This is a genomic window from Dyadobacter sp. HNCC25DJ187, assembly GCF_056895255.1.
Genome location: NZ_JBXHAT010000002.1, coordinates 1354862 through 1380474 on the forward strand (window position 1 = coordinate 1354862; position 25613 = coordinate 1380474).

Here is a 25613-nt window from a genome sequence, read left to right on the forward strand (position 1 = left end):
GGATTAGCCGTGGGCGTATACCTCCGGCTGATCCAGTGCTATTACCTGCTGTTTGTAATCCGGTGGCAGCAGCGCATCCCGGAAAAACTTTTCTATACCCAACCAGCGGAGTGCCTTATAAAACCCAAGCACGGGAGTGAGGTAAGAAAATTGCTTCAAACCTAACATGGTTGAAACCTCATTGGGCGCAACCATGGCCTGCACTTCTTTCAGCATGATAAATCTCATATGTCCAAGATGTTTTCTGTACTGCTTGTACAAATCTTTCGTAAAATGGCCGCATTCCATATTTTCATGTAAATGTTCCTCACGCATTTTCTCCCACTGCTCAAAAGTTTGCGGCAAACCCGTAATGCCCATCCTATCTCCTACCCGGTAAAAAACATCGAAAACCTCAGCTTTTTCTTCTTCAGACAGTTTCCTTTCAAGCAATTCAAAAGATCTGATGGAGTAATCAATCAGCATAAATAAAACATCCCGATAAGCCCAATCCGGTATTGAGCTACCACGTGCATGTTCTACCGCCAGATGGATAGCCGCAATTTTGTCAATAGCGTGAAAGGCTGAAACTTCACTGGAAAAGACGATCTGCCGCGCATAACCGACCGTCGAAAATAACCTTCCCAGTGGATCCGCAGGGAGTTTTCCAGTATAGTAAAGCCAATCCACAGCCTTGTTAAGGGCAAATTCTGCGGATGCTCCTGCAAAAATAAAAAGCACTGTATCAGCCTTTCCCCATATCTTCCTGACCACCGAATCTTTTTCCACGAAATCCTCCATACAGAAAAACCATTTACCATTCAAAAAATAATAAAAAGAGAGTCCTAATCCTTCAAAAGATCAGATTCAACATTCAAATATAAAGTACTTTGCAAAACAAAGTTAAATTAATACTAAAAAAAATACCCATCAGCTGATTTGACTGATGGGTATTTTTGATCTTATATCACTTAATTTCAACTATAATAATCATTGTATTGGTCATGACCAGGCTTAAGTTTGTGTACCTGAAAGAAATCCATCACTGCGCCCACTACGATGAACGGAAGTGATATGATCGTAGAGATGATCATCGCCAGAAATAATATGATCGCCAGCCAGATTTTACCAATATTATATGAGATATTTGTCAGTAATTTCATAATTTCTACATTTTGTTTAATAATTTATTAAACTGTTTACATGTTCTTTTAAAAGATCATACCAAGGCTCAACAATTCGTTAAATATTTAATTTGTCATTTTTTAACCTGTTCGGGCATCTATTGACCCATGAGCCAACTTCTCGAATTTATTCTGCGAATGATTATGGCAATCATTCTTTCTATTGCAACTGTACTCACTGCACTCATCATGGGGCCATTTATCCTTGTCCGCTGGATCTCCAAACGGATTGATGAATTGTTAAAGTCCTTTCATTAAGCAATACGGGAAACAGTCTTTTCAGAGTAGTGTTTCATGCAAATCTTCTTTTGTATGATCACATCAGGTATCGATATCCATGCAAAGACGACGATTCATAACGCTTGGCGGCACTTCATTATGCGCTCTGCCCATACTATCATCCTCCGCTTTCACATTTATTAACAAAAACGACAGTAAAATGCCTCCATGGCTTGTCGAACTTGTGAAACGTAATGACGGTAGTGTAGAAAACTTACTAAAATCCCAGGTAAGTGATTCGAAAAGCCCTGATTTTGGAGGCGTTCCAGATGGGTTTGAAATACTTAATCCACACAGTACAACTTCACTGGTGCTGGTAGGTGCTAATGCTGTTTTCTCACCGGATTCTAAATTTTATCAATCTGACGCGCTTCTGGAAAAAATGAGACTTGCCGTTTTGTATCTTTTAAAAATCCAGCACAGCGATGGTACAATTGATTTGCTGAGTACCAATTTCCACTCTACGCCGGATACAGCGTTTCTGGTTAAGCGGCTAGCCATTGCTTATACATTGATTGAACGATCCGGTGCTGCAACGTCACATACAGTGTTGGATCCGCTTAAGAAGTTCCTTTTGAATGCCGGGGAAGCGCTGATTGTCGGAGGCATTCACACGCCTAATCATCGTTGGGTAGTAACTGCCGCGCTCACCAGACTTAACGGACTTTGGCCTGATACCCGCTATATAGACAGAGCTAATGAATGGCTTGCTGAACATATTGACATTGACGCAGATGGACAGTATAATGAAAAGAGTACTTTCATATATTCCTCACTTAGTGACCGGCTGCTCATTACCATAGCTGTAGGTTTAAATAAACCAGAACTGTTGGAAAGTGTACGAAAGAACCTGGATATGACCATGTACTATGTGCATCCAAATGGCGAAATCGTTACCGATGCATCGGGCAGGCAAGACAAAGCGGTTATTGGTACACTTGAAAATTACTACTATCCATACCGATACCTTGCCCTTCTGGATAAAAATGGATCTTACGCAGCCATGTGTAAGCTGATAGAGGAAACTGCCGGCGGAAAGATCGGTGGATTTCTTGATTATGTGCTGGCCGACTCAACCTTATGGGAAGCGCTACCAACTTCGAAAGCTCTGCCTGTGAGTTATGTAAAATCATTTCCCATTTCCGGCCTGGTACGTATCCGCAGAAACCGCAGAGATTCTACATTGATCGCCAACAATCCGGTTTGGTTTACATTTATGAAAGGGAACGCCGTCGTTCAAGGTGTACGTTTTGCTTCTTCATTCTTTGGCAAAGGACAGTTCCAGACAGCAGAAATTAAAGCAAACGGAGACTATTTTAATCTGAATCAAAAGCTTGAGGCACCCTATTGGCAACCGTATCCGAAAGATGCCATCGCACCAGACGGAGACTGGGAGAAAATGCCAAGGAGCAACAGACCACAGAGTGAAATACAACACCTGGAAACCAACATCCGCATTCGGGAAACAAAGGAAGGTATGGAGATCGAAGTGAGTACAACCGGTACTGAACGCGTTCCTGCTGCCCTTGAAATTATATTCAGACCGGGTGGCGAAATGAAAGGTGTCACCAAAATTGAAGGCAGCAAGGATTCCTGGCTCCTTACCGGAAATACAGGCACCTATACAATGGGGAATGACACCATTTCATTCGGACTGGGAATGGCCTTACATAAAAATACTGCATTAAGAGGTGCACTTCCACCTATGGACGCACCCACGGTTTTCCTGACTGGGTTTACGCCTTTCAAACATACAATCAGATTTAGCTAAACCGATTTTTTCCAAGGTATCCGTCATACACACGAATTGATTGGCAAGGCACTATCAAATTCGTATAAATCTGCTCGGTCAATTTTCAATAAAATCACTCATTATCAAACAAATAATCAGAATCAAATGATTAAATTTGACAAGCTTACTCCCAAATAATTCCTGTAATTTCCAAACATCCCGTTGTATGATGATCAGGTTTACGTTTCTCTTCGCACTACTGTTTTCCCAAAACATTTTTGCTAACTATATCCTGATCCCGATGGATAAGGCACAAAGCAACCATCTCAAGGCATACGGGCTGTCCTACATGTTATTAAAAGAGGAAATTGATGTAGACTGGCTGCTCAATTATCGTGGAGGAAGTTTTATGGTTCAGTATAGCAAAGCCGTTGAAAAAGAATGTAAGCTCAGAGCGATCCAATACGAGATTTTATCAGATGCAGACAATCAACGTTTGCTGAGCCAAATCCGCCGGCCGGATGTAAACATGGATGCTGTCAAGTTACATAAAGCGGCAAAAATCGCCGTCTATTCCCCTATCAAGATCAGTCCCGCTGAATTTGAAGATACAGATGCCGTTCTACTCGTGCTCAAATATGCTGAAATACCATTTGAAGTGATTTATGATGAGGAAATACTGAAAGGCGACTTGCCTAAATATGACTGGCTTCACTTACATCACGAGGATTTTACAGGCCAGTTTGGCAGAAGTTTGAGACGAACTTCTCCTGCGGATGTGAAAGCGCAAGAAGCAATTGCCGACCGTTTTGGTTATGGCAAAGTCTCTCATATGAAACTGGCAGTGGCCAAGCTCATTAAAGAATTTTGTGCAGGAGGCGGTTTTTTGTTTGCCATGTGCTCCGGAGCTGAAACTTTTGATATCGCACTTGCTGCCGAAGGAATAGATATCGTTGATAATCTGGATGGCGATGGAGTGGATCCAGATGCACAATCCAAGCTCGACTATAGCAAGACATTTGCCTTTCAACATTTCAAATTGCAGTTGGATGAGTATGACGGAATGGCCTTTTCTGATATCAATTCCTCAGCAGGACGATTTCGCGGCTATGGCGGCAACGATGCCTACTTCTCGCTTTTTGATTTTTCAGCCAAATGGGATGTAATTCCGGCGATGTTGGTACAAAACCATGAAAACCTGGTCAGGGAATTTTTCGGACAAACGACTGCTTTCTCTAAACATACCGTCAAACCAAGCGCATTGGTGATGGGAACAAGCAGTCAGTCGGAACGGTACATTTACGGCGAACTGGGCCGTGGCCAATGGACTTTTTACGGCGGCCATGATCCCGAAGGACGGGGCGGCGGCCGGCGCATGCCTACGGATCTGAATCTATATCCTAATTCTCCCGGGTACAGGCTGATATTGAATAATGTACTTTTTCCTTCTGCGAGGAAGAAGAAGAGAAAGACGTGATTGAAAAACGTGAACTCAATTACAAATCTGGACGGACTATTATTTACTTAAAACAAGGTATCAAGGAAAAGTATAGTTCTTTACCTCACCGTACACCACAGAGCCATCACTTTTGATGGCATAAGCACGATAGTAATAAAAGTATTTACCGGCAAAATCATTACCTGTATACTTGTAAGTGTTAAATCCCACGGCGAGAGGCTTATCGAATTTCATCTTGGCTCCGCGTTCAATTCTTGGAACGTAATCCCTATCAGTAGAACCTCGGGAAAAGGACAAATGCAATATTCCGTATTCTGTAACCGGCAAAGCTCCCAACTTGTCGGCCCGGACTGTAAAATTCCAACCCTCATTGTATGCAACGGCTTCTGTTTCTATTTCAAGCATTTCTATGTTCACCTCTTCCTTACCTGAGCAACTCAGTAAGAAGAAAGAGATGGTGAAGCAAAGTAGCAGGAAAGCAGATTGTATATTTTTTTTCATGGGCATTTGATAGTCATTGATAGTAACAAAACTATCAAAATAAACGACGACTTGACCGAATGTATCTGATAAGTAATAGCTTTTCTTTCCTACTAATCAGTGAGGTTTAATGTGTCATCCACCAAAGACAGTAAATCGCAAAACTCATTCGATCTAACCATCTCCTGACTTAAGAGGATCAGGTCTCCTATCTTCCGCAAACCGGGCACTGCACCTTTCTAAGTTCCAAATCCCCCATACACTACCCAATGAATATCAGATCAAGTATAAATCAATAACATGTATACTTATTACTATTAATTATTTAAATAGTACATTAATTTCATTTATTAACCCTGAATTGATTCGATTGATTGTGCCTCCAATCTCTTGGTTTCTGAGATTATCATATTGTTAAATAGTCTGTCAGAAATATTTCAAATGGAAGGATTGCCCAATTTTGTCGCTTCTAATTCAAAATTAACCTATTACCCATTCAAAAAATCTACTCTATGTATCGATGTAAAAGGAGGCTGCCCACATTTCGCGGCGCCCTGCCTAAATCGGTGGCCCGGTTGGCGTTGATCGCGATGGTCTGCAGTACAAGCTGGGCCAACACGCCCTATGAAATGGGCATCAAAGCAAATACTACGCTCCGACTCCATGCCAGAGCCGACAGACAAATTAAAGGCAAGGTAACCGACGGTGATACACCGAATGGAATTCCGGGTGTGAACGTTGTGATCAAGGGAAGTCAAGTTGGAACTGTTACCGATGCCAATGGTGACTACATGCTTGATATTCCTGATAATGGTGCTGTATTGGTGTTTTCTTATGTAGGCTATCTGAGCCAGGAAATCGAAACAGGTGCAAGAGCCACATTTGACATTGCGCTAAAGGCGGATAGCAAATCACTTAATGAGGTGGTAGTGGTAGGTTACGGTACACAGAAGAAAGTAAACCTGACGGGCGCCGTGGATCAGGTGGGTCAGGAGGTTTTGCAAAACCGTCCGATTCCTAACCTGGCACAAGGACTTGTTGGTGTCGTTCCTAACCTGAACATCCGGATGTTTGATGGCAAGCCAACACAATCGCCCTCGTTCAATGTACGTGGTACAACCTCAATTGGCCAGCAGGGAAGTGCTCTGGTTCTGATCGATGGGGTTGAAGGTGACCCGCGTATGCTGAACCCGCAGGATATAGAAAGCATATCGGTACTGAAAGATGCTGCTTCGGCATCGATTTATGGAGCACGTGCAGTATTTGGTGTGATACTTATTACCACCAAACCTGCTCCCGAAGGTAAAATGCGGGTTTCGTATACGGCCAATTATTCTATCAAAGCCCCTACCGAGATACCGGACAACATCGTGGATTCGTATCCATGGGCACAGGGGTTCAGCGATGCATGGTCACGCTGGAATGATAACGGCAGCACACCAACGGCGATAAATAAAACCATCACCTTTTCTCCAACCTATTTAGCGGAGATCAAGCGGAGATACGAGGACCCGTCACTCCCAAGAATAGAGGTGAACCCAACTACAGGTGAATACCAGTATTATTACAGCACCGACTGGTACAAGGAACTGTATAAAAAACGCCTTAGCGCGCAGGATCATGCGCTTTCTATCGCTGGCGGTACGGATAAAGCAACCTATTTACTGAGTGGCCGTTTCAATAACCAGGACGGACTGTTCCGTTATAACCCGGACAAATACAGCATGTACAACTTCCGTGGTAAAGGCGGAATACAGCTCACATCATGGTTACGTGTCGACAACAATACGGAGTTCTCCTCCATGAAATACCACCAGCCATTGAATGTGGGTGAAGGAAGCGGTATTTTCCGTAACATCGCCGATGAAGGGCACCCTTTGGCACCTTTGCATAACCCTGACGGAACGCTTTCGTTCTCTGCAGCTTATACTGTGGGTGACTATTATTTCGGACGCAATGCCATAGATCAGACGCAGCGGTTTCTGAAAAACCAGACGGCAGTGAAGGCACAGTTCTTAGAAAAGGCGTTGACAATCAGGGCTAACATGACGTTCCAGAGCACGGACAATGCTACCTCTCAAAACCGCGTTCAGGTCCCATACAGTCGCACAAAAGGTGTGATCGGCTATACTGGCACGAACACGAATGATATAGCGGAAGGAAGAAACACGATCAGCTACCTGGCCACAAACTTCTATGCAGACTATGTGAAATCGTTTAATAACGCACATAACTTCACTTTGCTGGGCGGTTTTAATTATGAGCGCTCAACTACGACTAACCTGGCTGTTCAACGTAACGGTATCGTATACAGCGACGCAGATGATATTAACCTTGCTTTGGGACAAAGCATCAATACCACCGGTGGTTACCGCAAATGGGCAATTGCAGGAGGTTTCTTTCGTATGAACTACAATTTCCGAGAGCGCTACCTGCTCGAATTAAACGGACGTTACGATGGTTCTTCGAAATTCCCAACCAGCCAGCAATGGGCATTCTTCCCTTCGGTATCTGCCGGATGGAGAATATCTGAGGAGCCATTCTGGAAGGTAAGTCCGAAAGTCATTTCGAATTTGAAGCTAAGAGCGTCTTATGGTTCGTTGGGCAATGGTAACATCTCACCATATGCCTTCAACGAAAAGTTTAATATTTCCCAACTGGGGCGTGTGATCAACGGAATCCGTCCGCCGGCCACCAGCCAGCCTGGTGTGGTACCTAATGGTCTGACCTGGGAAACTTCCACCACCGCCAACTTTGGTCTTGACTTCCACGCGCTGAATGGTAAACTTCAGTTCACAGGAGATATTTACCAGCGTAAGACGACAGACATGTTTACTGTTGGCCCAACTGTTCCGGCAGTTTACGGTACGGCAGTTCCATTTGGTAATTATGCTGACTTGAAAACGAACGGATGGGAATTTTCGATCAACTATGATAACCAGGTCAATCTGGGATCCAAACCACTTCACTTCGGTATACGTGTAACATTGGCGGACTACAAAGCAACAATCACCAAATACAATAATCCGGATAAAAACCTGACTGACTATTACGAAGGTCAGCGCGTAGGTGAAATATGGGGATACAGAGTGGCAGGCTTGTTCAGATCAGCAGACGAAATCGCTAATTCACCTTCACAGGCTAATATCCCGAATACAAATACCCGTAAAAACTACCCTGGTGATCTCAAATTCCAGAATCTGGACGGAGACAACATAATTTACCAGGGCTTGAACAGAGTGGGAAACTCGGGTGACAAAACCATTATCGGCAATTCAGAGCCCCGTTACACTTACGGCCTGAACCTTTCGGGTGACTGGAATGGCTTCTTCGTAGGTGGTTTCTTACAGGGTGTGATCAAACAAGACTGGTATCCATCGGCAGAGGCACGTTTCTGGGGACAATATAACCGTCCTTACAACGCCTATCCACGCTGGCAGCAAGACAACATGTACCGCGAAGAGCTAGGTAACTTCGATGCTTACCTGCCACGTCTTGTAGGGTATATCTCACAGGGGACAGGCCGCGCGCTGCAAGTAGCTAATGATCGCTTTATGCAAAATGTGGGCTACGTACGTTTAAGAAACCTGCAAATCGGATATACGATCCCGGAGCGCATTACTTCGAAAATTCATGCCCGCGATCTAAAAGTATATGTTTCGGGTGAAAACATCTGGACATGGTCTCCGCTTTACAAGTGGACACGCGATACGGACGTGACAAGTATTTACGGATCGGACCGCGACCTGAGCGGTGGCGGTAGTGGCGATGGATATAATTACCCGATGTTGAAGTCCGTGTCAATCGGATTATCACTCAATTTTTAATGAAATTTATGAAGACTAAAAAAATACTCAGTTATACGCTTGCTGTCATGCTGCTCGCAACGGCAAGCTCCTGCGACCTCACAGAGGTTCCGGTAGATACAGCTACTAACGAAGCTGTGTTTGGTTCCGAATCTGGTTTGGATCTCTACATGAACTCGTTTTACAATCTGCTCCCTGATCCTGATGTGGGTGTGTTCCAGATTGACGACAACTCTGACCTTGTAGCACGTAATGGTGTGGATGATTATCTGGCTGTCAATGCTTTGAGCCCCGTTACCAGCACTGGGTGGAACTGGACAGCACTGCGGAACATCAATTATTTTATTGAAAACGCAGAGAAAAGTCCGGTACCGACTAGGAACCATTATATAGGCACGGCACGCTTCTTCCGGGCTTTGTTCTATTTCGATAAAGTCAAAAGGTTTGGGGATGTACCATGGATCGATAAAACCATTGATGTAAACGATGAAGCTCAATTATATGGAACGCGCATGAACCGTTACGAAGTCATGGACAAAGTGCTCGCAGACCTGAACTTTGCAATCGACAACATTACCCTGACTTCCGATGCCTCGGTAACACGTATTACCAAAAATGTAGCCCGTGCCTATAAAACCCGTATTGCATTGTTTGAAGCTTCCTGGCGAAAATACCATACTGAAGACAGCAAGCAGTCTACGGCAAACGCATGGTATGAAGAAGTAGTAAAGGAAGCCAATGCCATTACCGGCTATACGCTGCATACGAGCACGCCGGACAGAGCCTACCGCGAATTATTCATTTCGAAAACCGCTTTTACAGACGAGTCAATTCTTTCCGTAGCCCTGAGTGCAAACCTACAGGTGTATAGTTCTGCCAACCGCCGTTTCATCAGCCCTACTTACGGTAACCGTCCCAGTCTGACGCGCCGTTTCGTAAATACCTATCTGAACCTGGACGGAACGCCGTTCACGAGCAAGGCTGGTTACGAGACCACACCGTTTGTAGAAGAAGTAAAAAACCGCGATCTGCGATTGAAACAAACCATTCGCACAGGCGACTACACGCGTACAGAAAATGGCACACCCGTTATCGCACCCCCAAACTTTAGCCAAACCTTCACAGGATACCAGCCGATCAAATGGTGTTATGACGAACGTTTCCCTTTTGATGACGAAAGCCGTAACGACAACGCACACATTGTGATGCGCTGGGCGGAAGTGTTGCTAAACAAAGCAGAAGCACTGGCAGAATTAGACAAAATGACTGCTGCTGAATGGAGCAATACGATCGGAGCACTCCGAAAAAGAGCTGGTATCACCGGTACCACGCTGACAACGCTGCCTACCATTGCGGATCCATACATGATATCGTTTTTCACCAACAAATTCAGCAACCCTGTATTGCTGGAAGTCCTGCGTGAAAGAGGAACCGAACTGATTTTTGAAGGCCTTCGTCCAGATGATCTGAGAAGATGGAAGCTGGGTACGTTGTTCCAGACTGCAACGCTCAACGGCATGTATGTCCCTGCACTGGGCGAATATGACCTGAATGGTGATGGCAAGAAAGATGTGTACTTCTATCAGGGAACAAAGCCGACTTCGTCAACGGCAGGTATTGCTTTTGTGGATGTTTCACCTTCTGCAGCTGTGGGACGTATTCAATTATCGAAAGGTACCTCCGGCGAAGTGATGTGGAACCCCGGTGCACGTGAATGGGCAGACAAGAAATACCTCTATCCTATCCCGGAAAACGATCGCAATCGCAACCCGGCGTTGGGCCAGAACCCAGGTTGGTAATCAGTTTTTTGAATGACTTTTAAGCGAGGTTGCCAAAGGGTAGCCTCGCCTTTTTGTTTGGAGTCTGCAGGTCCGGGCTATATTATTATACTTAAACTCTGACGAAAAACCGATTTAGGTGGCAAGCTGATACCAATCCTGTACATAGAAGCTTTTTAACATTTTTTAAGACAATACAAATCAATCAGTTGCGTTGGACTTTCAGTTTTCCACTCTTTAATCCAACAAAGCAAAATGAAAACATTTCCTTCCATTCTCACAATTGTTATTGTATGTCTTTTTGCAAATACCAGCCATGCGCAAGACATGAAAATCGGCCATGTGGACCAGCAGTTTATTCTCTCAACACTTCCCGAATTTAAAAAACTCAATGAAGAAATCACCGAAAAAAGTGTGCAATATGATAAAATTCTGAAAAGTAAATTCGACGACTTTGAAAACAAAAGAGCAGCTTTCGAAAAATTGGCTTCTGCACAAACAAGCGAAGCGATTTTAAAAGATAAGGCTACTGAGCTCGAAAACCTGAAAGCGTCGTACGAAGAATTTCAGGCTAATTCCATGAATGAACTCCGCAATTACTTCACCAAAAAGTTTACACCTATTAAGCAAAAAGTGAATGACGCAATCGTTTTCGCAGGAAGAAAAAATGGCTACGCTTTTGTGCTTCGTATGGATCTTAATCCTGATGGCGGCGACCTTTGGCCGGTTGTGTTGTATGCAAGGGATACCACTTCCACACTCACTGCAGATATATTGAAAAACCTGGGCGTCGACAGTACAGCAGCGTCCAACAGAAAAGTAGGCATTCCGCAGATGTTGAATAAGCGGTAAGACAGATACTTTCTTAGTAAGATTCAGAAAGAGCCAGGAGATTTTAACCTCCTGGCTCTTTTTCATAGTTTCGGTTTTCTGCTGATATAACCGCCACTCCGACACATTGCACATGTCACCGCAAAGCGCTTAATTGCAACAAATTTCAGTTTTGATATCTTATTTCAAGAATCAGCTGTTTTCAAAAAATCCTCTACAGCATGTTGCATAAATTTTTACGACTTCTATTTTTCTCATTCTTTTCTTTCACAGCTCTTGCTCAAAGTCCCAGCCTTCGTATCATTAGAGTCAACGCAGAAAACTATTGCCTTGGTAATGAGCTCAGTATTGATATAGATGTAACAGGAACATTTCCTGCTGACAACAAATTTACTGTTGTTGCTTATCGTAATTGGAATGATCCAAAAGCACGCTGGGAATACCCTGCCGAGCTAAGGGGAGATAGACTCATTACGGTACTCAAAGAACCGTCTCTGGCAAATGCTTCTACATTTGCCATTCGGATTCTTACCTCCAATCCTCAGCAAGAAATTGATGCAGGATATTCTCAAAGAGTATTTACCAAATCATCTGTTCATCTGACCTCCCGATGGGGTTTTACAGCTGATACGATTAATTCCACTGAGAAAATCGCACTAACATTACTTACGAATCCGCCAACGACGGGAACTGCCGTACTGAGTTCCGGGGATACCCTGAAATTCTGGTATGCAGCTGGAAATTTCACGTTACCTAAAACCAGGGAGGGAACGTATCATATCAAAGAAGCCAGTAATGTATGTGGTCCAATGAGCACCAGCGGACAGGTAAATATAAAAGTCAATGCGGTTGATTTTATGCCTACCGCATTCAGTCCCAAGACGCCCTGTGAAGGAGGAGAAATTAAGGTACTTTTTAATACGGATGGTAGCGAATTCAATAAAAATACAAAATTCAAAATCAGGTTTGCGTATGACAATGTCGGTTGGGATTCCTACAGGTACATCGATGCACCAGCCGTGTTAACAGGACATAATGAATTAACAACCAGAGTTCCGGAAAATCTAATTCAGTCAACCAGTTCACAGGATATTTATCTGGGTATTGTGGCGGAGAATCCTACGGCTATCTCCATCAACAAGTCTTTAAAAATGTATCCATATCCAAAACCTTCGTTTTCGTTGACTGCCGATAAATACAGCATAAACATAGGCGAGAAAACTTATATTTCAGCAAATCCAAAAGGGATGCCTCCATTTAACATAACATTGACCAATGGAGATATACTACAATACGGTAAAGAATACACGCTACAAAAAATGACGCAGTTTCAGGTTAAAACATTTGAATCCGGATGTGGTATCATTAAAGATCCTCCTAACAATCCGGTTACAGTTCAGCTAAGGCCAAGCCTGGCATTCAATTTCCCTTCCAACAGCAACGACCGGGCGATATACTGCGTAGGCCAAACTGCCCGGATACCTTTTCTTGCCAGTGGTGTGAACAGCCAGACGTCTTTTACTCTGGAAGTTTTCACACAGTCATCAAAAAAAATCTACATCCCGGCCCGGCTCAATGGCGATTACATCGAATTTGTGGTTCCCAGAAGCTCAGGCGACACCGATGACCTGGATTATAATCAGGGAGTTTCTCTACGTGCGATATCAAGTAACCCATCAATTACCTCACTTATTCAGAATGTAAAATTCCAGGGTCCCCCCAGAATGATCAGGGATCCGAATTCGGTGAATAGCGTTGCCACTCCCTCACTTATTCAGGTAAACTATCAATTTCTTGGAGGAGGTCCATTCGAATTGGAAATGAAAGATGGCAGTAAATTGACTCAGGATTTCAGCAATTACTCTAAAAAGCAATTTTTAAGAAAAGACACAACATTTCAGCTTTCCCGTATTTCCAACGCTTGTTTTACAAATGATAATCCACCTGTTTTCTCGCTATTGGTTTCCGACCCCAACAGTTCTAAGCCCAGTTTATTTGTAAACGTAAGCAATACCAATCTTTGTGCAATTGATAGTGTAGAAGTGGAGGTTTTTGTGCATGGCAAATTTGAAGCAGGAAATGAGTTCACGTTAACCAATACAGGCTATCAAAGAGTAACACTAAATCTGGATCCGGATTTCAGCAAATCGAAAATATTTAAATTCAAATATCCTCTTGAATACAATGATCAGAGTGTCCAGCTGACCTCTACACTACCTCGCCTTGTATCCGAAACACCCAGGATTACGTTTACCTCTCCTCCTCAGGCACCGGCTATTTCTGAAATAGGCAAAAAAGAAAATCCAATTGCTATGTACCTGGGTAACTATCCATTTGCTTTTATATCTGCCAGCAAGTATAGCGATATCGTCTATACAATGAATGGAGTGGAAGCCAAAGCCACATCTAATCATAACGGCGGTCTGGGAGTTCCTCTCCTATTGGAAAATGGCGAGATCACAGAGTTTAAACTAAAATCTGTGGAAAACAGCTGCGGAAAATGGAGTGGCGACATGGTATCTTATTATTATGGTGTAGGTTATAAACTCATTTTGAACAGAGACATATATCCCATTTGGAATTGCGTTGGCAGCGATGCTGAGGTTCGTTTTTCCTTTGAAAACGGCCAGCCTGAACCAGGAACGAAATTTACGCTTCAAATTTCTGCAACCGGATCTGCGGATTCTTACTCTGACATCACCAGTGTTACCGACGGTTCTTTTATCCGATTTACAACGCCAGACTTAAAAGAAGGAAGTTATTACCTGAGACTTCGCTCCTCGGACAATATATATTCTGAAACTTCCAGCATACGAATCGGCCAGACTCCAACTGCAAAAATTGTTACCGGATATCCGGGCGATAGCACTGCCACTATCAATTACGGAACGCAAGTTTCACTCAGAACAATTCTGACTGGTAATGAGCCTTTCGGAATTGTGTACAGTGACGGGCACGTCCAAAGCACGAATAGTAACCAAGACTCCTATTATCCTATCGTTACCGATCCTCAAACATTTACGATTTCAAAAGTCTGGAATTCTTGTGGTTATGGAACCACAAGCGGACATGTGCGGGTTATCACCAAGCCAATTCTGGAACTCAGTAAGTTCCCCGCAAACTCGGATCCGACATTTTGCCCGGGCCAAAAAGTAGAGTTAAATTATGAAGTCAAAGGAGCCACTCTTTCTTCAAAAGAATACGTTTCGTTTTACCTACGAAACAGTGCTTGGGATATCATCAAGCTTGACTCAGTCAGCCGTAACATCGGGAAAATTCAATTAACTATTCCCGCAAACCTGCCAGGTGAATATTTCACTATTATTGCAAAAGTGACGGCATTTAAGATTGAAAAAGCAGTGGGATATCAGCTGTATGCAACACCGGATATGACCTTGGCTGGGGACAATACCATTACGGCCGGAGAAACATCTACATTGCTTGTACGAGCTAATTCAAATTTTGCCATCAATTCCATTTTCGAGCTCTTTGATGGTACAAGTTTTAAAGTTACCGCGCCCTTTCCGGGAGGAATTACCGAGGTTAAAGTTACACCTGCATCGAATACTACCTATACCCTAAAGACAGCTGAGACTGTGTGTGGGGTAAGCAAAGTGTCAGGCTCAGCAACGTTAACTGTCCTTCCTAAGCTGGCGCAATGGCTTTCTTTTGAACGTATTGAGGGATTAAGGAGACCTAGTATTTGCAATTCAGATACGGTCAATATAAGATTCTATCATTTTGGAAGTTCAGGTGGAGAACAGTTATATGAAGTGCAGCTTTCAGATAGTACGGGAAACAACTTCACATCTATTCCAACTTTTTCCAATCAATATTCCTATCTGAACGCAGTGATTCCGGCAGGTATTAGAGGTTCTGAGTTTTATAGAATCCGCATCACTTCAAAAGATCCCAAAGTGAGTGGCAGTACGTACGCGAATAGATTAAAAATAAGTGAACCAGCAAGTGCGACAGTGGTTACCCCTTCTGTTTATTACCAGCCGGGTCAGCCGGTAGAAGCGGTGATTAAGTTTGAAGGAAGCAGTCCTTTTTCCTACAATTTTGGAGATAACAATTTCTCACAAAACCGCTATACAAGACAGTTCTCAGACACTATCAGGCTCACACCAATTAGCCCTATGGCTGTATACAAAATCCTGCAATTGTCCAATGAATGCGGGGTTGGCAAGATAAACGATCCGTCTTCATTCACAGTTGAGCTCATTACGGGTATCGAAGCATTGACAGAACGTATTAAGTTTGGACCGAACCCAACCCGGAACACCTTGCTGGTGCAATTTGACAATAACGAAATACGAGATATCGAAATATTTGATCTGGCCGGAAGGAAAATATTTACAAAAAAATATACTAACAAGGAGGCTCAAATTAATTTAATAGCATATCCGACAGGTGTTTACATGCTCAAAATAAGAAAGAAACAAGCCGAAGTTACGTATCGTATTGCTAAATACTGATCAGCAAAATTATAACTCCTCTAATGAAAATAAATAATGTTCTTCTATCATTTCTATTTGTAGCTGTTTGCAACATAGTAGCTCATGCGCAAACGCCCCTGATAACGGCTAACAGTAATTACAGGGACCGGATTTGTACTTATACCTCCAATAAGATACCCGTACAAATAACCGGCACATTCAATGCAGACAACCGGTTTAAGATTACGCTCTTGTCTTATTTTAACAGAGCAGTTGTGGCAACGTACGACGCAATTTTAGAGGATGATAATCTGGTTTTTACTATTGACAATGACCTTCCATACAGTTTGCCAGATATCTATTTTCAGATTATTACCACTAGTCCTGCTACTAGCTCTCTTCATTATCAAAGACTTTGGAATACACGTGGCGATCTGTCCATATCGCTACCGTCAGGCCAGTCAGATACTGTGAATGCCGGTCGGCATTTTACAATCAACACCATTGCGACCGCCAACAATCAAATAAAGTTTACACTTAGCGATAGTTCAAAACATTTGTCCTCAGCTCACTCCTACCAGGAAACCCTGAGTTTTATCGCGACCAAACCGCAGGATATCTTTGTAGTAAGTGCACAAAACAGTTGTGGTATTGCAGTTCCATTTTCCGGAAAAATACCTTTAAAAATCAACCCGGTTTCGATTATTCCCGGAAAAATAAATAATCAAACTGCACTTTGTGAAGGAAGCGATATTGAACTGAGCTATTTCGTAACGGGTGGCAACATTCCGGAATCAGCCACATTTAAGCTACGCTTTTTTCGGCAGGGCTATTCCGACCCGAGCGAAAAACGGACGTTCGAAATACCTGCACAACGAAAATCTGATGGATTATTACTGGCCCGTATTCCAGAAGAAATAGTACAACATTCCAATAGTTTCCAGATTGCTATTCTCACTGACACACCTGGGCTGGTTAGCCCATATTCTGATTGGTACACGATCCACGCAAAACCGGTTGCCCGATTCAGTAGCCAGAGCCAGACGATTCTCCCGGGACAAGCCTATCAAATGACCATGAATATTGAAGGCCCCGGTCCGTTTACCGTTGAACTAAGTAACGGCAAATCATATGCTCTGCCTATGTACAGTAGTAATTATATAAATCTTTATTCCAAGAAAACAGAAACTTTTTCGATCCGGTCTTTGAAGACAGCTTGTGGAGTAACTACCGATCTCCCCAAAGAAAATATCGTTTTGACGGTCAAACCGTCTATTGCCATAGACATGACGGATGGACAGAGGTTTGAAATATGCGAAAACCAACAGGTTCGCCTTCCTTTTGTCAGCAGTGCTACGCTTAATGCCAACACGAAATTTACTGTGGAAGGCATTACAGATAAAAACACATCCTATCTCTTCGATGCAAAACTAGTAGATGACTCTCTCGAATTTTTTATTCCCCATTCTCCCTCCGAATGGGTAGAGGAAGGCTACTTTAGTATCAACCGTTTCAGAATAATGACCACAAATCCATCATTTACTTCGGAATATAGATATGGTTTTACTATACGTGGAATTCCAAGGATAAAATACGAAACTATCCCAAACCAACCTTTGCCACGACCGCGTTATATTGAATTTGGCTTACCCGTATCGGGTGGTGTACCACTGATGATAGAAGACGATAAAGGATTTAAAACTCTCTCTGAATACCAACCCATTCGCCAGGTACTATTTGTAGCGGAAACAGGAAATTATGGTTTGAAATCAATCAGGAATGTTTGCTATTCCAGCGAGCAGCTTCCAAAGTTGAGCGTTACGGTAAACCCAACTCCCGATCAGACACCGTCCATCGTCGTGCATCCACCCGCGCAAAGATATCTTTGTAATCCTGACAGTTTTGAAGTTAGTTTTGAAAGTTTCGGACAGTTTGCAAGCGATAATGAATTCAAAATTTTCTTATCAGGACATGAGCATAATGTGCTCCTTACTGTTAAAAAGCCCGGTCGGTATAAGATTCCGGTATCCCGATTCGGAATCCCTTCACATAATTTCATTGCAGTGAAGGCTACTAAACCTGAAATCACGGCCAGTGCCAATATACCCTTTATCATAGATCAGAAACCGGAATTGAAAAATCCGGAAGATTTGAGCAGATATACAATGCAGCAACCCAGATTAATTAATCTGACTGAAACGCCAAACATCCTTTTAAGCCTAAGTGGTTATACTCCTTACTCTGTAATATATACCGACGGCGTCAGGGATTATACATTTGAACAATTTTCTCAATATCAACAACTTAGACCTACACTTCCAAAATCCCAGGTAACTCCATTTACCATCAAATCGATCAGCAATGCCTGTGGCACAACGGATGTAAATGTAACTACCCACTTGCTTTGGATTGGATACCATGTACGCCTGAAATATTTGCCTGAGACAAAAAACTATTGTACCGATGAGGAAATGGTTGTTTCTTATGATGTAGAACAAGGGATCGCACCCCCTGGAACAATCTTCTCCCTTCAGATCAGAAAAGGAAATGTTGTCAAAACGGTGGCAACCAACACTACTGGTAGTGACTTCAGGTATATGATCCCTGATACAATGAGCGGACTATATAGTGTTAGTGTCGCTGTAAACAATGGATTAGGTTCAGGAGGAGTTGAGTTTAGAGTAAATAAAAAACCAACTGCTACCGTAGCGTTGAGATCTCCGGAAATGGCAGAGATAGAGTATGGTCAATCTACCACAATAACTTATGCAGTTACCGGTGGAAGCCCTTGGGAATTAATACTGAAAGATCTCGGCAATATAACCGGAACTGAAGCGATACATCATAGAAATTACATGCTGGAAAAAGGTTCAGATTTTGTCTTGAATTCAGTCAGTAACCAGTGCGGATATGGCACAGTATCCGGCAACGTGCCAGTAAGAGTGAAGCCGAAAATTCTGGAATTCAAGCCAGGTAAGGCTAACATATGTAAAGGTGAAACTTTACAGGTCAGCTACCAGGTCGGGGGAGATATTCCCGACGGAGAGAAGATTGGTTTTTACCTTACCAATACTAACGGCACACGTTTCGACCTGCATTCGACACCTGTACAAAAGGGTACTGCTACTCTGACAATACCTTCAGGAATCGGCATAGGAGGAATTAATCTGACCTGTTACGTTTCAGGAACAGAACTTAAAGCAACGGAGTATATTACCATCATGCAATCAGCAGATCTGGAACTTACCGGTAATACTACTGTTAATACGGGTCATTCGGCATGGATAACCCTACGAACTACAAGTCCCGGAAATACACCAGTTGACATTACACTTTCTGATGGTATGAAAACCACCTTCAACGGATGGTATACACGTTATTCGATTAACGTTGCCCCCAAGGTGACTACCACTTATTCTATAATTTCTGCCAAAGGCAGCTGTGGTAATCCCAAAACTACCGGAAGCGTGATCGTTACGGTTAATCCCCCGTCAGATAGAACCGTTGAAATTGACGGACTGAATAAATGGAATCCGTTATGTGAAAATGATACGATCCTTATATCCTATTCACAAACCGGCACATTCTCATCATCCAATCAGTTTACGGCACAATTCTTCGACAGTAAAGGGAAACTGGTAAAGTCTGTCCCCACTTCGATCGTAAAATCTTCACTACAGGCCACTTTACCTGCGGGTTTCTCTACTACGGAGTTGTATCGTATACGCTTGCAGGCAAGCGATCCAAATACTGCCTCTGCCGACTACTCCAACATACTGTGGTTCAGCGACAAATCCAGTGCTTCATTTGGAAGTACTGAGGCCTATCCGGATCAAAATGGTACAGCCAAAGTAGCTGTGCACTTAACAGGTACCGGGCCATGGACCTATCGCTATGGCAACGAATTGGGCTCACTTTCTAAAAGTGCCAGTATCTCTCCCGATACGTTGTCAATTACCAGCAAAGAGCATACCGCTTATTTCAAATTACTGTCAGTGCAAAACGGCTGTGGCATTGGCACTATTCTGGAACCAACCATTGTGAGAGTTTCGGTTATTTTAGGAAATAATGAGCCTGTTCAATCAGCCCCTGTTACATTCGGCCCTAATCCAACCAATGGTGAAGTCATGCTTCAATTTAGCAGCCATACAAAAAGACGATTCTTGTTATTTGATTCAAAGGGAGCTATAATCTGGCAAAAAGACAGTTTTGAAAATCAAGAAAAAATTGATTTCCAAAATCACCCTTCCGGGATTTATTTATTAAAAATACAGCACTCAAAAGGGGAGCAGACTCTAAAAATTGTAAAGCAATAGATTATAATCAGCCGATAATTCAGAGCAATAACCGTTGTGCGTAGTTTTCAAAACTGCGCACTTCCAATACATTACCGCCTGCGATGGTAAAGGCAGTAATACAAAGCCTTGTCACTACCGTCACAGAAGGCAGATTATTAGTATTTGTAGTTTGAAACTACGAATAACGTTCCGACCATTCCTGACCAAAGTCATCTCCTCAAACTACATACGTCATCTTCTTACCCGGCCTATTCTACCAATTTTGAATCACAGTTTCGCATACGTGTCAAACTGCATTTCATCATCATCGGAAACCATCAGGTGATACATAAACAGTAGAAGAGGCCATGAGTGCGAACCCACTTAACGTAGAAAACGAGATTCATATCAAACCTACCTGCTACCACTGCGGTGAGGCATGTAAAGATGAAGTCATCTATCAGGATGAACATGAATTCTGCTGCGACGGATGCGCCGTGGTGTACGACCTTCTTAAGGAAAATGATCTCTGTCGCTACTATGCCATCGACGGCGCACAGGGTGTATCACCTGATAAAAATTATTTCCAGGGCAAATACGATTATCTGGATCTGCCCGAAATTTCAACCAAACTGTTGGAATTCACTGACGGTCGTTTGTCACGCATCAATTGGCTGATTCCCAAAATGCACTGCAGCTCTTGTATCTGGCTGCTAGAACAGCTCTACAGGATCAATCCTGCAATACGCAGTTCCGTTGTCAATTTTCCGGAGAAGAAGGTACGTATTACCTATGACTCCGATCAGATTAAACTGAGTGAAATAGCATCACTGATTACAAAATTGGGCTATGAACCGTATATCAGTCTGAACGATGTAGAGGGAAAGCAGATCAGAAAATGGAACAGAACCCGGCTTTACAAGATCGGTATAGCCGGCTTTGCATTCGGCAATATCATGATGCTGAGCTTTCCTGAGTATTTCGACCTTGGTCAATCCACTTCTGACCAGAGCCTGCGGTTTATGTTCAGTATGCTCAATCTGGCACTGAGTTTGCCGGTGTTTTTCTATTGTGCTGAGGACTTTTTCAAATCAGCATGGGGGGCATTGAAAGGGAAGTATCTGAATATTGACGCACCGATCGCATTAGCACTTGCCTGCATTTTCCTGATCAGTCTGTATCAGATTTTTACAAATACCGGTCCCGGTTATCTGGATTCACTCGCCGGTGCTGTATTTTTTATGCTGATAGGTCGGTATTTCCAGGATAAAACATATGCGGGAATATCTTTTGACCGTGATTATAAATCTTATTTTCCCGTTGCCGTATCGGTTATCAACAACAATGCGGACATCCGCACACCGATCACTGATCTCAACACCGGCGACCAGATCATTGTCAGAAATGAAGAACTCATTCCGGCCGACTCCGTATTAATGAGTCCGCGAGCCATGATCGATTATAGTTTCGTCTCCGGTGAATCTGAACCATTGGAGCGTAAAAAAGGCGACACCATTTATGCGGGTGGCAAGCAAACAGGTCCGGCTATAGAACTTGAAGTGCTCAGAAAGGTATCGCAAAGTTACCTGACCCAACTCTGGAATCATGATACATTTTCCAAAGAAAAGGAAGATCAGAACCAGACGCTTGCAGCCAGGATTAATAAATACTTTTCAGTTATCGTACTGATCATCGCTACCGTTACATTTCTTGTTTGGATACTTTATCTGAATAGTCCTGCGACTGCTTTCCGCGCTTTCACAACGAGCCTGCTGGTGGCCTGCCCGTGTGCGCTGCTGCTTTCGTCCACTTTCACAAACGGAAACATGCTTGCCCTTTTTGGCAAGAACAAGTTCTATCCCAAAAATGCGCACACCATAGAAAGGCTTTCTCATATAGACACCGTCGTTTTCGATAAAACCGGAACCATCACACAGGCTAACGATGCAGAGGTGGACTTCGTAGGCAAAGATTTAAACGAAGAAGAGCTCATCATTGTAAAGTCTGTAGCATCACAATCTTCTCATCCGCTGAGCCGGATGATTGTAAAAAAACTGGCTGACACTACCGCCAGCAAAAGGAGTCTGGGTGAATACGTGGAAACTGGCGGAGCTGGGATAGAAGCATGGTGGGGCAAAAAGCAAATCAGATTAGGTTCTGCGCTGTGGGTCGGAGCTGAGAAACCGAACCAAACCAGCCATAATGCATCTCATGTATATTTTTCTGTCGATAACGAGGTGATTGGCTTTTTCACGATCAAAAGTAAATACCGCGCCGAACTTCCTGAAACCATCGCTGCTTTACAACGTGAAGGTTACAAAACCTACCTGCTTTCAGGCGATAAACCTACAGACAAAGCACTGTTAACACCCATTTTCGGCGAAAGTGCCAGCTTACTGTTTGAACAAAAACCCGAAGAAAAATTACGCTTTATTGAAAACCTGCAGACAGCAGAAGGCAGAAATGTACTGATGGTGGGTGATGGACTGAATGATGCCGGCGCGCTTCGACAGAGTAACGTGGGACTCGCTGTGTCCGACGATATCAACAACTTTTCTCCATCCTGCGATGCCATTGTGGAAGGAAATGAACTGACGAAACTACCTGCTTATATGCAACTGGCAAGGTCAGGACAGAAGATCATCAAATGGAGTTTCGGAATTTCCCTGTTCTATAACATCACGGGGCTGGCCTTTGCTATTACCGGAAATTTATCACCTGTGATCGCTGCAATCCTGATGCCGGTCAGTTCTATTACAATTGTTGCATTTACGACGGTTGCCAGTAATATGGCTGCAAAAAAATGGATCAGAAAGTGAGCAATGTCATGTTTCTGACAAGCGCAATATCATCGTTCCCGCATGATGAACCCGGTAGTTTTGACCCATCAATATAACCTGATTCAATACAACCATGAGCGCTCTCTATATCCTGATCATTGCCAGTCTTTTCATTGCAATTGGCTTTTTGAGTGCTTTTATCTGGTCTGTCAGAAAGGGCCATTTTGATGACGACTATACACCTTCCGTTCGTATCCTGTTGGACGACACCACCAATGAATCAACTCACAAGTAATTCTTTTCATGCGCAAATAACCTCAACCTTCCATATATAATCCTGCGGCACCTACAATAGGTGCCGCAGCAATCAGCAAAAACTCTATTCACCAAATTCTATTTAATATTATGTCAAACCTTCCACATCCGGGTATTGCATCTGTCGAGCTGGACGAGTTTAAATACGACAACCGTATTGTACGGAATTTCGCAATCGCGACAATTTTGTTCGGACTCATAGGGATGCTTGTTGGACTGCTGGCAGCACTTCAGCTTGTATTTCCAGATCTGAATATGGACATCCAATATCTTACTTTTGGCCGTATCAGACCGCTCCATACCAATGCTGTCATCTTTGCTTTTGTAGGTAATGGTTTCTTCACAGGTATGTATTATTCTGCACCACGTGTATTGCGTACACCGATGTGGAGCCCTGTACTAAGCCGTTTTCACTTCTGGGCCTGGCAGTTTATCATTCTGGCAGCAGCCATCACACTTCCGATGGGACTCACTACTTCCAAAGAATATGCAGAACTGGAATGGCCGTTGGACATTGCTATCGCGGTGGTATGGGTGTCTGCCCTTATCAACCTGATCATGACGACCATCAACCGACGCACGGAACACATCTACGCGGCCATTTGGTTTTACCTTGCTTCTTTCATTACTGTAGCGATGCTGCACGTTGTAAATAGTATTGCTTTACCCATCTCTTTATTTAAAAGTTATTCGGTGTATGCCGGAGTCCAGGATGCGCTTGTACAGTGGTGGTACGGACACAATGCCGTAGCCTTTTTTCTTACTACTCCTTACCTGGGTTTGATGTATTACTTCCTGCCCAAAGCAGCCAACCGTCCGATTTATTCCTACAGACTTTCCATCGTCCACTTCTGGGCACTCATATTCCTGTACATCTGGGCAGGCCCTCACCATTTGTTGTATACTGCTTTACCCGAATGGGCTCAGACTTTGGGAACTGTATTCTCTGTGATGCTGATCGCGCCCTCATGGGGTGGGATGATCAACGGTCTGATGACATTGCGTGGGGCATGGGATCGCGTTCGTGAGGATATCGTATTGAAATTCTTCGTAGTGGCTATCACCGCTTACGGTATGGCCACGTTTGAAGGACCCATGCTTTCATTCAAAAATGTGAACGCGGTCGCTCACTATACAGACTGGATCGTAGCTCACGTACACGTAGGAGCGTTAGGCTGGAATGGGTTCCTTACATTTGGTTTACTATACTGGTTGTTCCCTCGTTTGTATAACCGACCGCTGTATTCTCAAAAAGCGGCAAGCTTCCACTTCTGGATCGGTACATTGGGTATCATATTCTATACTGTTCCTATGTATTGGGCAGGATGGGTGCAAAGTTCCATGTGGCAGGAATTCACGAAAGAAGGGCTTTTGAAATATCCTAACTTCCTTGAAACCGTTACCCAACTTGCGCCGCTTTACTTCCTGAGAAGTGTGGGTGGAACACTGTACATCATCGGATTTGTAGTGATGATCTATAACCTCTGGATGACTGCCGCCAAAGGCAAACTTGTTCCTGACGAAACCGCCAAAGCAATGCCTTTGAGCGCGATCTGGCACGCCAGCAAGAACGAATACTGGCACCGCAGATGGTTTGAACGCAAGCCACTCGCTCTGACCATATTTGCGCTGATCGCCGTAGCCATTGGCGGCATGATTGAGATGATCCCGACGTTCATGATCGACTCAAACGTTCCAACCATCGCTGCAGTGAAGCCCTATACACCACTGGAGTTGCAGGGACGCGACATTTATGTACGTGAGGGTTGTTATGTATGCCACACGCAAATGATACGTCCGTTCCGTGCAGAGATTGAACGTTATGGAGAGTACTCCAAATCAGGTGAATTTGTATACGATTTCCCGCACCAGTGGGGATCAAAACGTACCGGTCCGGATCTGCACCGCGTGGGTGGCAAATACCCAGATTCCTGGCATTACAATCACATGGAAGACCCGACCAGTATGTCGCCAGGTTCTATCATGCCGCGTTATGAATGGTTACTGGAGGATGACCTGGATACAAGTACAACAGCATCAAAAATCAGAGCGATGCAAACGCTGGGAGTTCCTTATGAAAAAGATTACGATAAAGTAGCCAATTCGGAACTGACAAAACAGTCCAGGGAAATTCAGGAGCGACTCAAACAGAGTGGTATCAAAGCGGATGAGAAAAAAGAAATCATTGCCCTCATTGCTTACCTGCAACGATTGGGAACAGATATCAAGACCGAGAAGTAGTTGATCTGTCCGTGTATTCCATCATTATCATTT

At 43.5% G+C, this 25613-nt stretch carries 14 protein-coding genes; 11 read left to right on the forward strand and 3 right to left on the reverse strand.

From position 1 onward, the window contains the following. Positions 1 to 3: 3 nt before the first annotated feature. Complete coding sequence (locus AC1XUE_RS16630; protein WP_483357114.1) at positions 4 to 780, reverse strand: oxygenase MpaB family protein; 777 nt, start codon at positions 778 to 780, stop codon at positions 4 to 6. 176 nt (positions 781 to 956) lie between these two features. After that, positions 957 to 1142 carry a hypothetical protein gene (locus AC1XUE_RS16635; protein WP_483357115.1) on the reverse strand — a complete coding sequence of 62 codons (186 nt, stop codon included), beginning with the start codon at positions 1140 to 1142 and terminating at the stop codon, positions 957 to 959. Positions 1143 to 1271: 129 nt separating this feature from the next. Here AC1XUE_RS16635 and AC1XUE_RS16640 point away from each other — a divergent pair, with 129 nt between their 5' ends. The 3 genes from AC1XUE_RS16640 (at position 1272) to AC1XUE_RS16650 (ending at position 4651) form a co-directional block, all read left to right on the forward strand. Continuing rightward, on the forward strand, positions 1272 to 1421 hold the full coding sequence (locus AC1XUE_RS16640; protein WP_483357116.1) for a hypothetical protein: 150 nt from the start codon (positions 1272 to 1274) through the stop codon (positions 1419 to 1421). A 79-nt stretch (positions 1422 to 1500) separates the two neighbouring features. After that, positions 1501 to 3213: a hypothetical protein gene (locus tag AC1XUE_RS16645; RefSeq protein WP_483357117.1), complete on the forward strand. Its 1713-nt coding sequence runs from the start codon at positions 1501 to 1503 to the stop codon at positions 3211 to 3213. Between the two features lie 187 nt (positions 3214 to 3400). Further along, entirely contained in the window at positions 3401 to 4651 is a 1251-nt protein-coding gene (locus tag AC1XUE_RS16650) for an asparagine synthetase B (RefSeq protein WP_483357118.1), read from the forward strand. A gap of 60 nt (positions 4652 to 4711) precedes the next feature. On the opposite strand, the gene AC1XUE_RS16655 is transcribed toward AC1XUE_RS16650, so the two are convergent. After that, entirely contained in the window at positions 4712 to 5134 is a 423-nt protein-coding gene (locus AC1XUE_RS16655) for a hypothetical protein (RefSeq protein ID WP_483357119.1), read from the reverse strand. A 491-nt stretch (positions 5135 to 5625) separates the two neighbouring features. Here AC1XUE_RS16655 and AC1XUE_RS16660 point away from each other — a divergent pair, with 491 nt between their 5' ends. From AC1XUE_RS16660 to ccoN, 8 genes are all read left to right on the forward strand, one after another. Continuing rightward, entirely contained in the window at positions 5626 to 8940 is a 3315-nt protein-coding gene (locus AC1XUE_RS16660; RefSeq protein ID WP_483357120.1) for a SusC/RagA family TonB-linked outer membrane protein, read from the forward strand. 8 nt (positions 8941 to 8948) lie between these two features. Further along, entirely contained in the window at positions 8949 to 10718 is a 1770-nt protein-coding gene (locus tag AC1XUE_RS16665; protein ID WP_483357121.1) for a RagB/SusD family nutrient uptake outer membrane protein, read from the forward strand. Between the two features lie 234 nt (positions 10719 to 10952). After that, positions 10953 to 11549, forward strand: a complete 597-nt coding sequence (locus tag AC1XUE_RS16670) for an OmpH/Skp family outer membrane protein (protein ID WP_483357122.1) — start codon at positions 10953 to 10955, stop codon at positions 11547 to 11549. A 200-nt stretch (positions 11550 to 11749) separates the two neighbouring features. Beyond that, positions 11750 to 16006 carry a T9SS type A sorting domain-containing protein gene (locus tag AC1XUE_RS16675; RefSeq protein WP_483357123.1) on the forward strand — a complete coding sequence of 1419 codons (4257 nt, stop codon included), beginning with the start codon at positions 11750 to 11752 and terminating at the stop codon, positions 16004 to 16006. A 23-nt stretch (positions 16007 to 16029) separates the two neighbouring features. Beyond that, positions 16030 to 20283, forward strand: a complete 4254-nt coding sequence (locus tag AC1XUE_RS16680) for a T9SS type A sorting domain-containing protein (RefSeq protein WP_483357124.1) — start codon at positions 16030 to 16032, stop codon at positions 20281 to 20283. A gap of 329 nt (positions 20284 to 20612) precedes the next feature. Continuing rightward, entirely contained in the window at positions 20613 to 23063 is a 2451-nt protein-coding gene (locus tag AC1XUE_RS16685; RefSeq protein ID WP_483357125.1) for a heavy metal translocating P-type ATPase, read from the forward strand. Positions 23064 to 23157: 94 nt separating this feature from the next. After that, the gene (gene ccoS / locus AC1XUE_RS16690; protein WP_483357126.1) at positions 23158 to 23319 is read left to right on the forward strand and encodes a cbb3-type cytochrome oxidase assembly protein CcoS; all 162 of its coding nucleotides are present in this window, start codon (positions 23158 to 23160) and stop codon (positions 23317 to 23319) included. A 110-nt stretch (positions 23320 to 23429) separates the two neighbouring features. Beyond that, positions 23430 to 25580: a cytochrome-c oxidase, cbb3-type subunit I gene (gene ccoN, locus AC1XUE_RS16695; protein WP_483357127.1), complete on the forward strand. Its 2151-nt coding sequence runs from the start codon at positions 23430 to 23432 to the stop codon at positions 25578 to 25580. Positions 25581 to 25613: the final 33 nt, after the last annotated feature.

What these genes read in the sequence shown, in the direction of transcription:
- AC1XUE_RS16630 (WP_483357114.1), bottom strand. Translation starts at nt 780, where the DNA reads ATGGAGGATTTCGTGGAAAAAGATTCGGTGGTCAGGAAGATATGGGGA.
- AC1XUE_RS16635 (WP_483357115.1), bottom strand. Translation starts at nt 1,142, where the DNA reads ATGAAATTACTGACAAATATCTCATATAATATTGGTAAAATCTGGCTG.
- AC1XUE_RS16640 (WP_483357116.1), top strand. Translation starts at nt 1,272, where the DNA reads ATGAGCCAACTTCTCGAATTTATTCTGCGAATGATTATGGCAATCATT.
- AC1XUE_RS16645 (WP_483357117.1), top strand. Translation starts at nt 1,501, where the DNA reads ATGCAAAGACGACGATTCATAACGCTTGGCGGCACTTCATTATGCGCT.
- AC1XUE_RS16650 (WP_483357118.1), top strand. Translation starts at nt 3,401, where the DNA reads ATGATGATCAGGTTTACGTTTCTCTTCGCACTACTGTTTTCCCAAAAC.
- AC1XUE_RS16655 (WP_483357119.1), bottom strand. Translation starts at nt 5,134, where the DNA reads ATGAAAAAAAATATACAATCTGCTTTCCTGCTACTTTGCTTCACCATC.
- AC1XUE_RS16660 (WP_483357120.1), top strand. Translation starts at nt 5,626, where the DNA reads ATGTATCGATGTAAAAGGAGGCTGCCCACATTTCGCGGCGCCCTGCCT.
- AC1XUE_RS16665 (WP_483357121.1), top strand. Translation starts at nt 8,949, where the DNA reads ATGAAGACTAAAAAAATACTCAGTTATACGCTTGCTGTCATGCTGCTC.
- AC1XUE_RS16670 (WP_483357122.1), top strand. Translation starts at nt 10,953, where the DNA reads ATGAAAACATTTCCTTCCATTCTCACAATTGTTATTGTATGTCTTTTT.
- AC1XUE_RS16675 (WP_483357123.1), top strand. Translation starts at nt 11,750, where the DNA reads ATGTTGCATAAATTTTTACGACTTCTATTTTTCTCATTCTTTTCTTTC.
- AC1XUE_RS16680 (WP_483357124.1), top strand. Translation starts at nt 16,030, where the DNA reads ATGAAAATAAATAATGTTCTTCTATCATTTCTATTTGTAGCTGTTTGC.
- AC1XUE_RS16685 (WP_483357125.1), top strand. Translation starts at nt 20,613, where the DNA reads ATGAGTGCGAACCCACTTAACGTAGAAAACGAGATTCATATCAAACCT.
- ccoS (WP_483357126.1), top strand. Translation starts at nt 23,158, where the DNA reads ATGAGCGCTCTCTATATCCTGATCATTGCCAGTCTTTTCATTGCAATT.
- ccoN (WP_483357127.1), top strand. Translation starts at nt 23,430, where the DNA reads ATGTCAAACCTTCCACATCCGGGTATTGCATCTGTCGAGCTGGACGAG.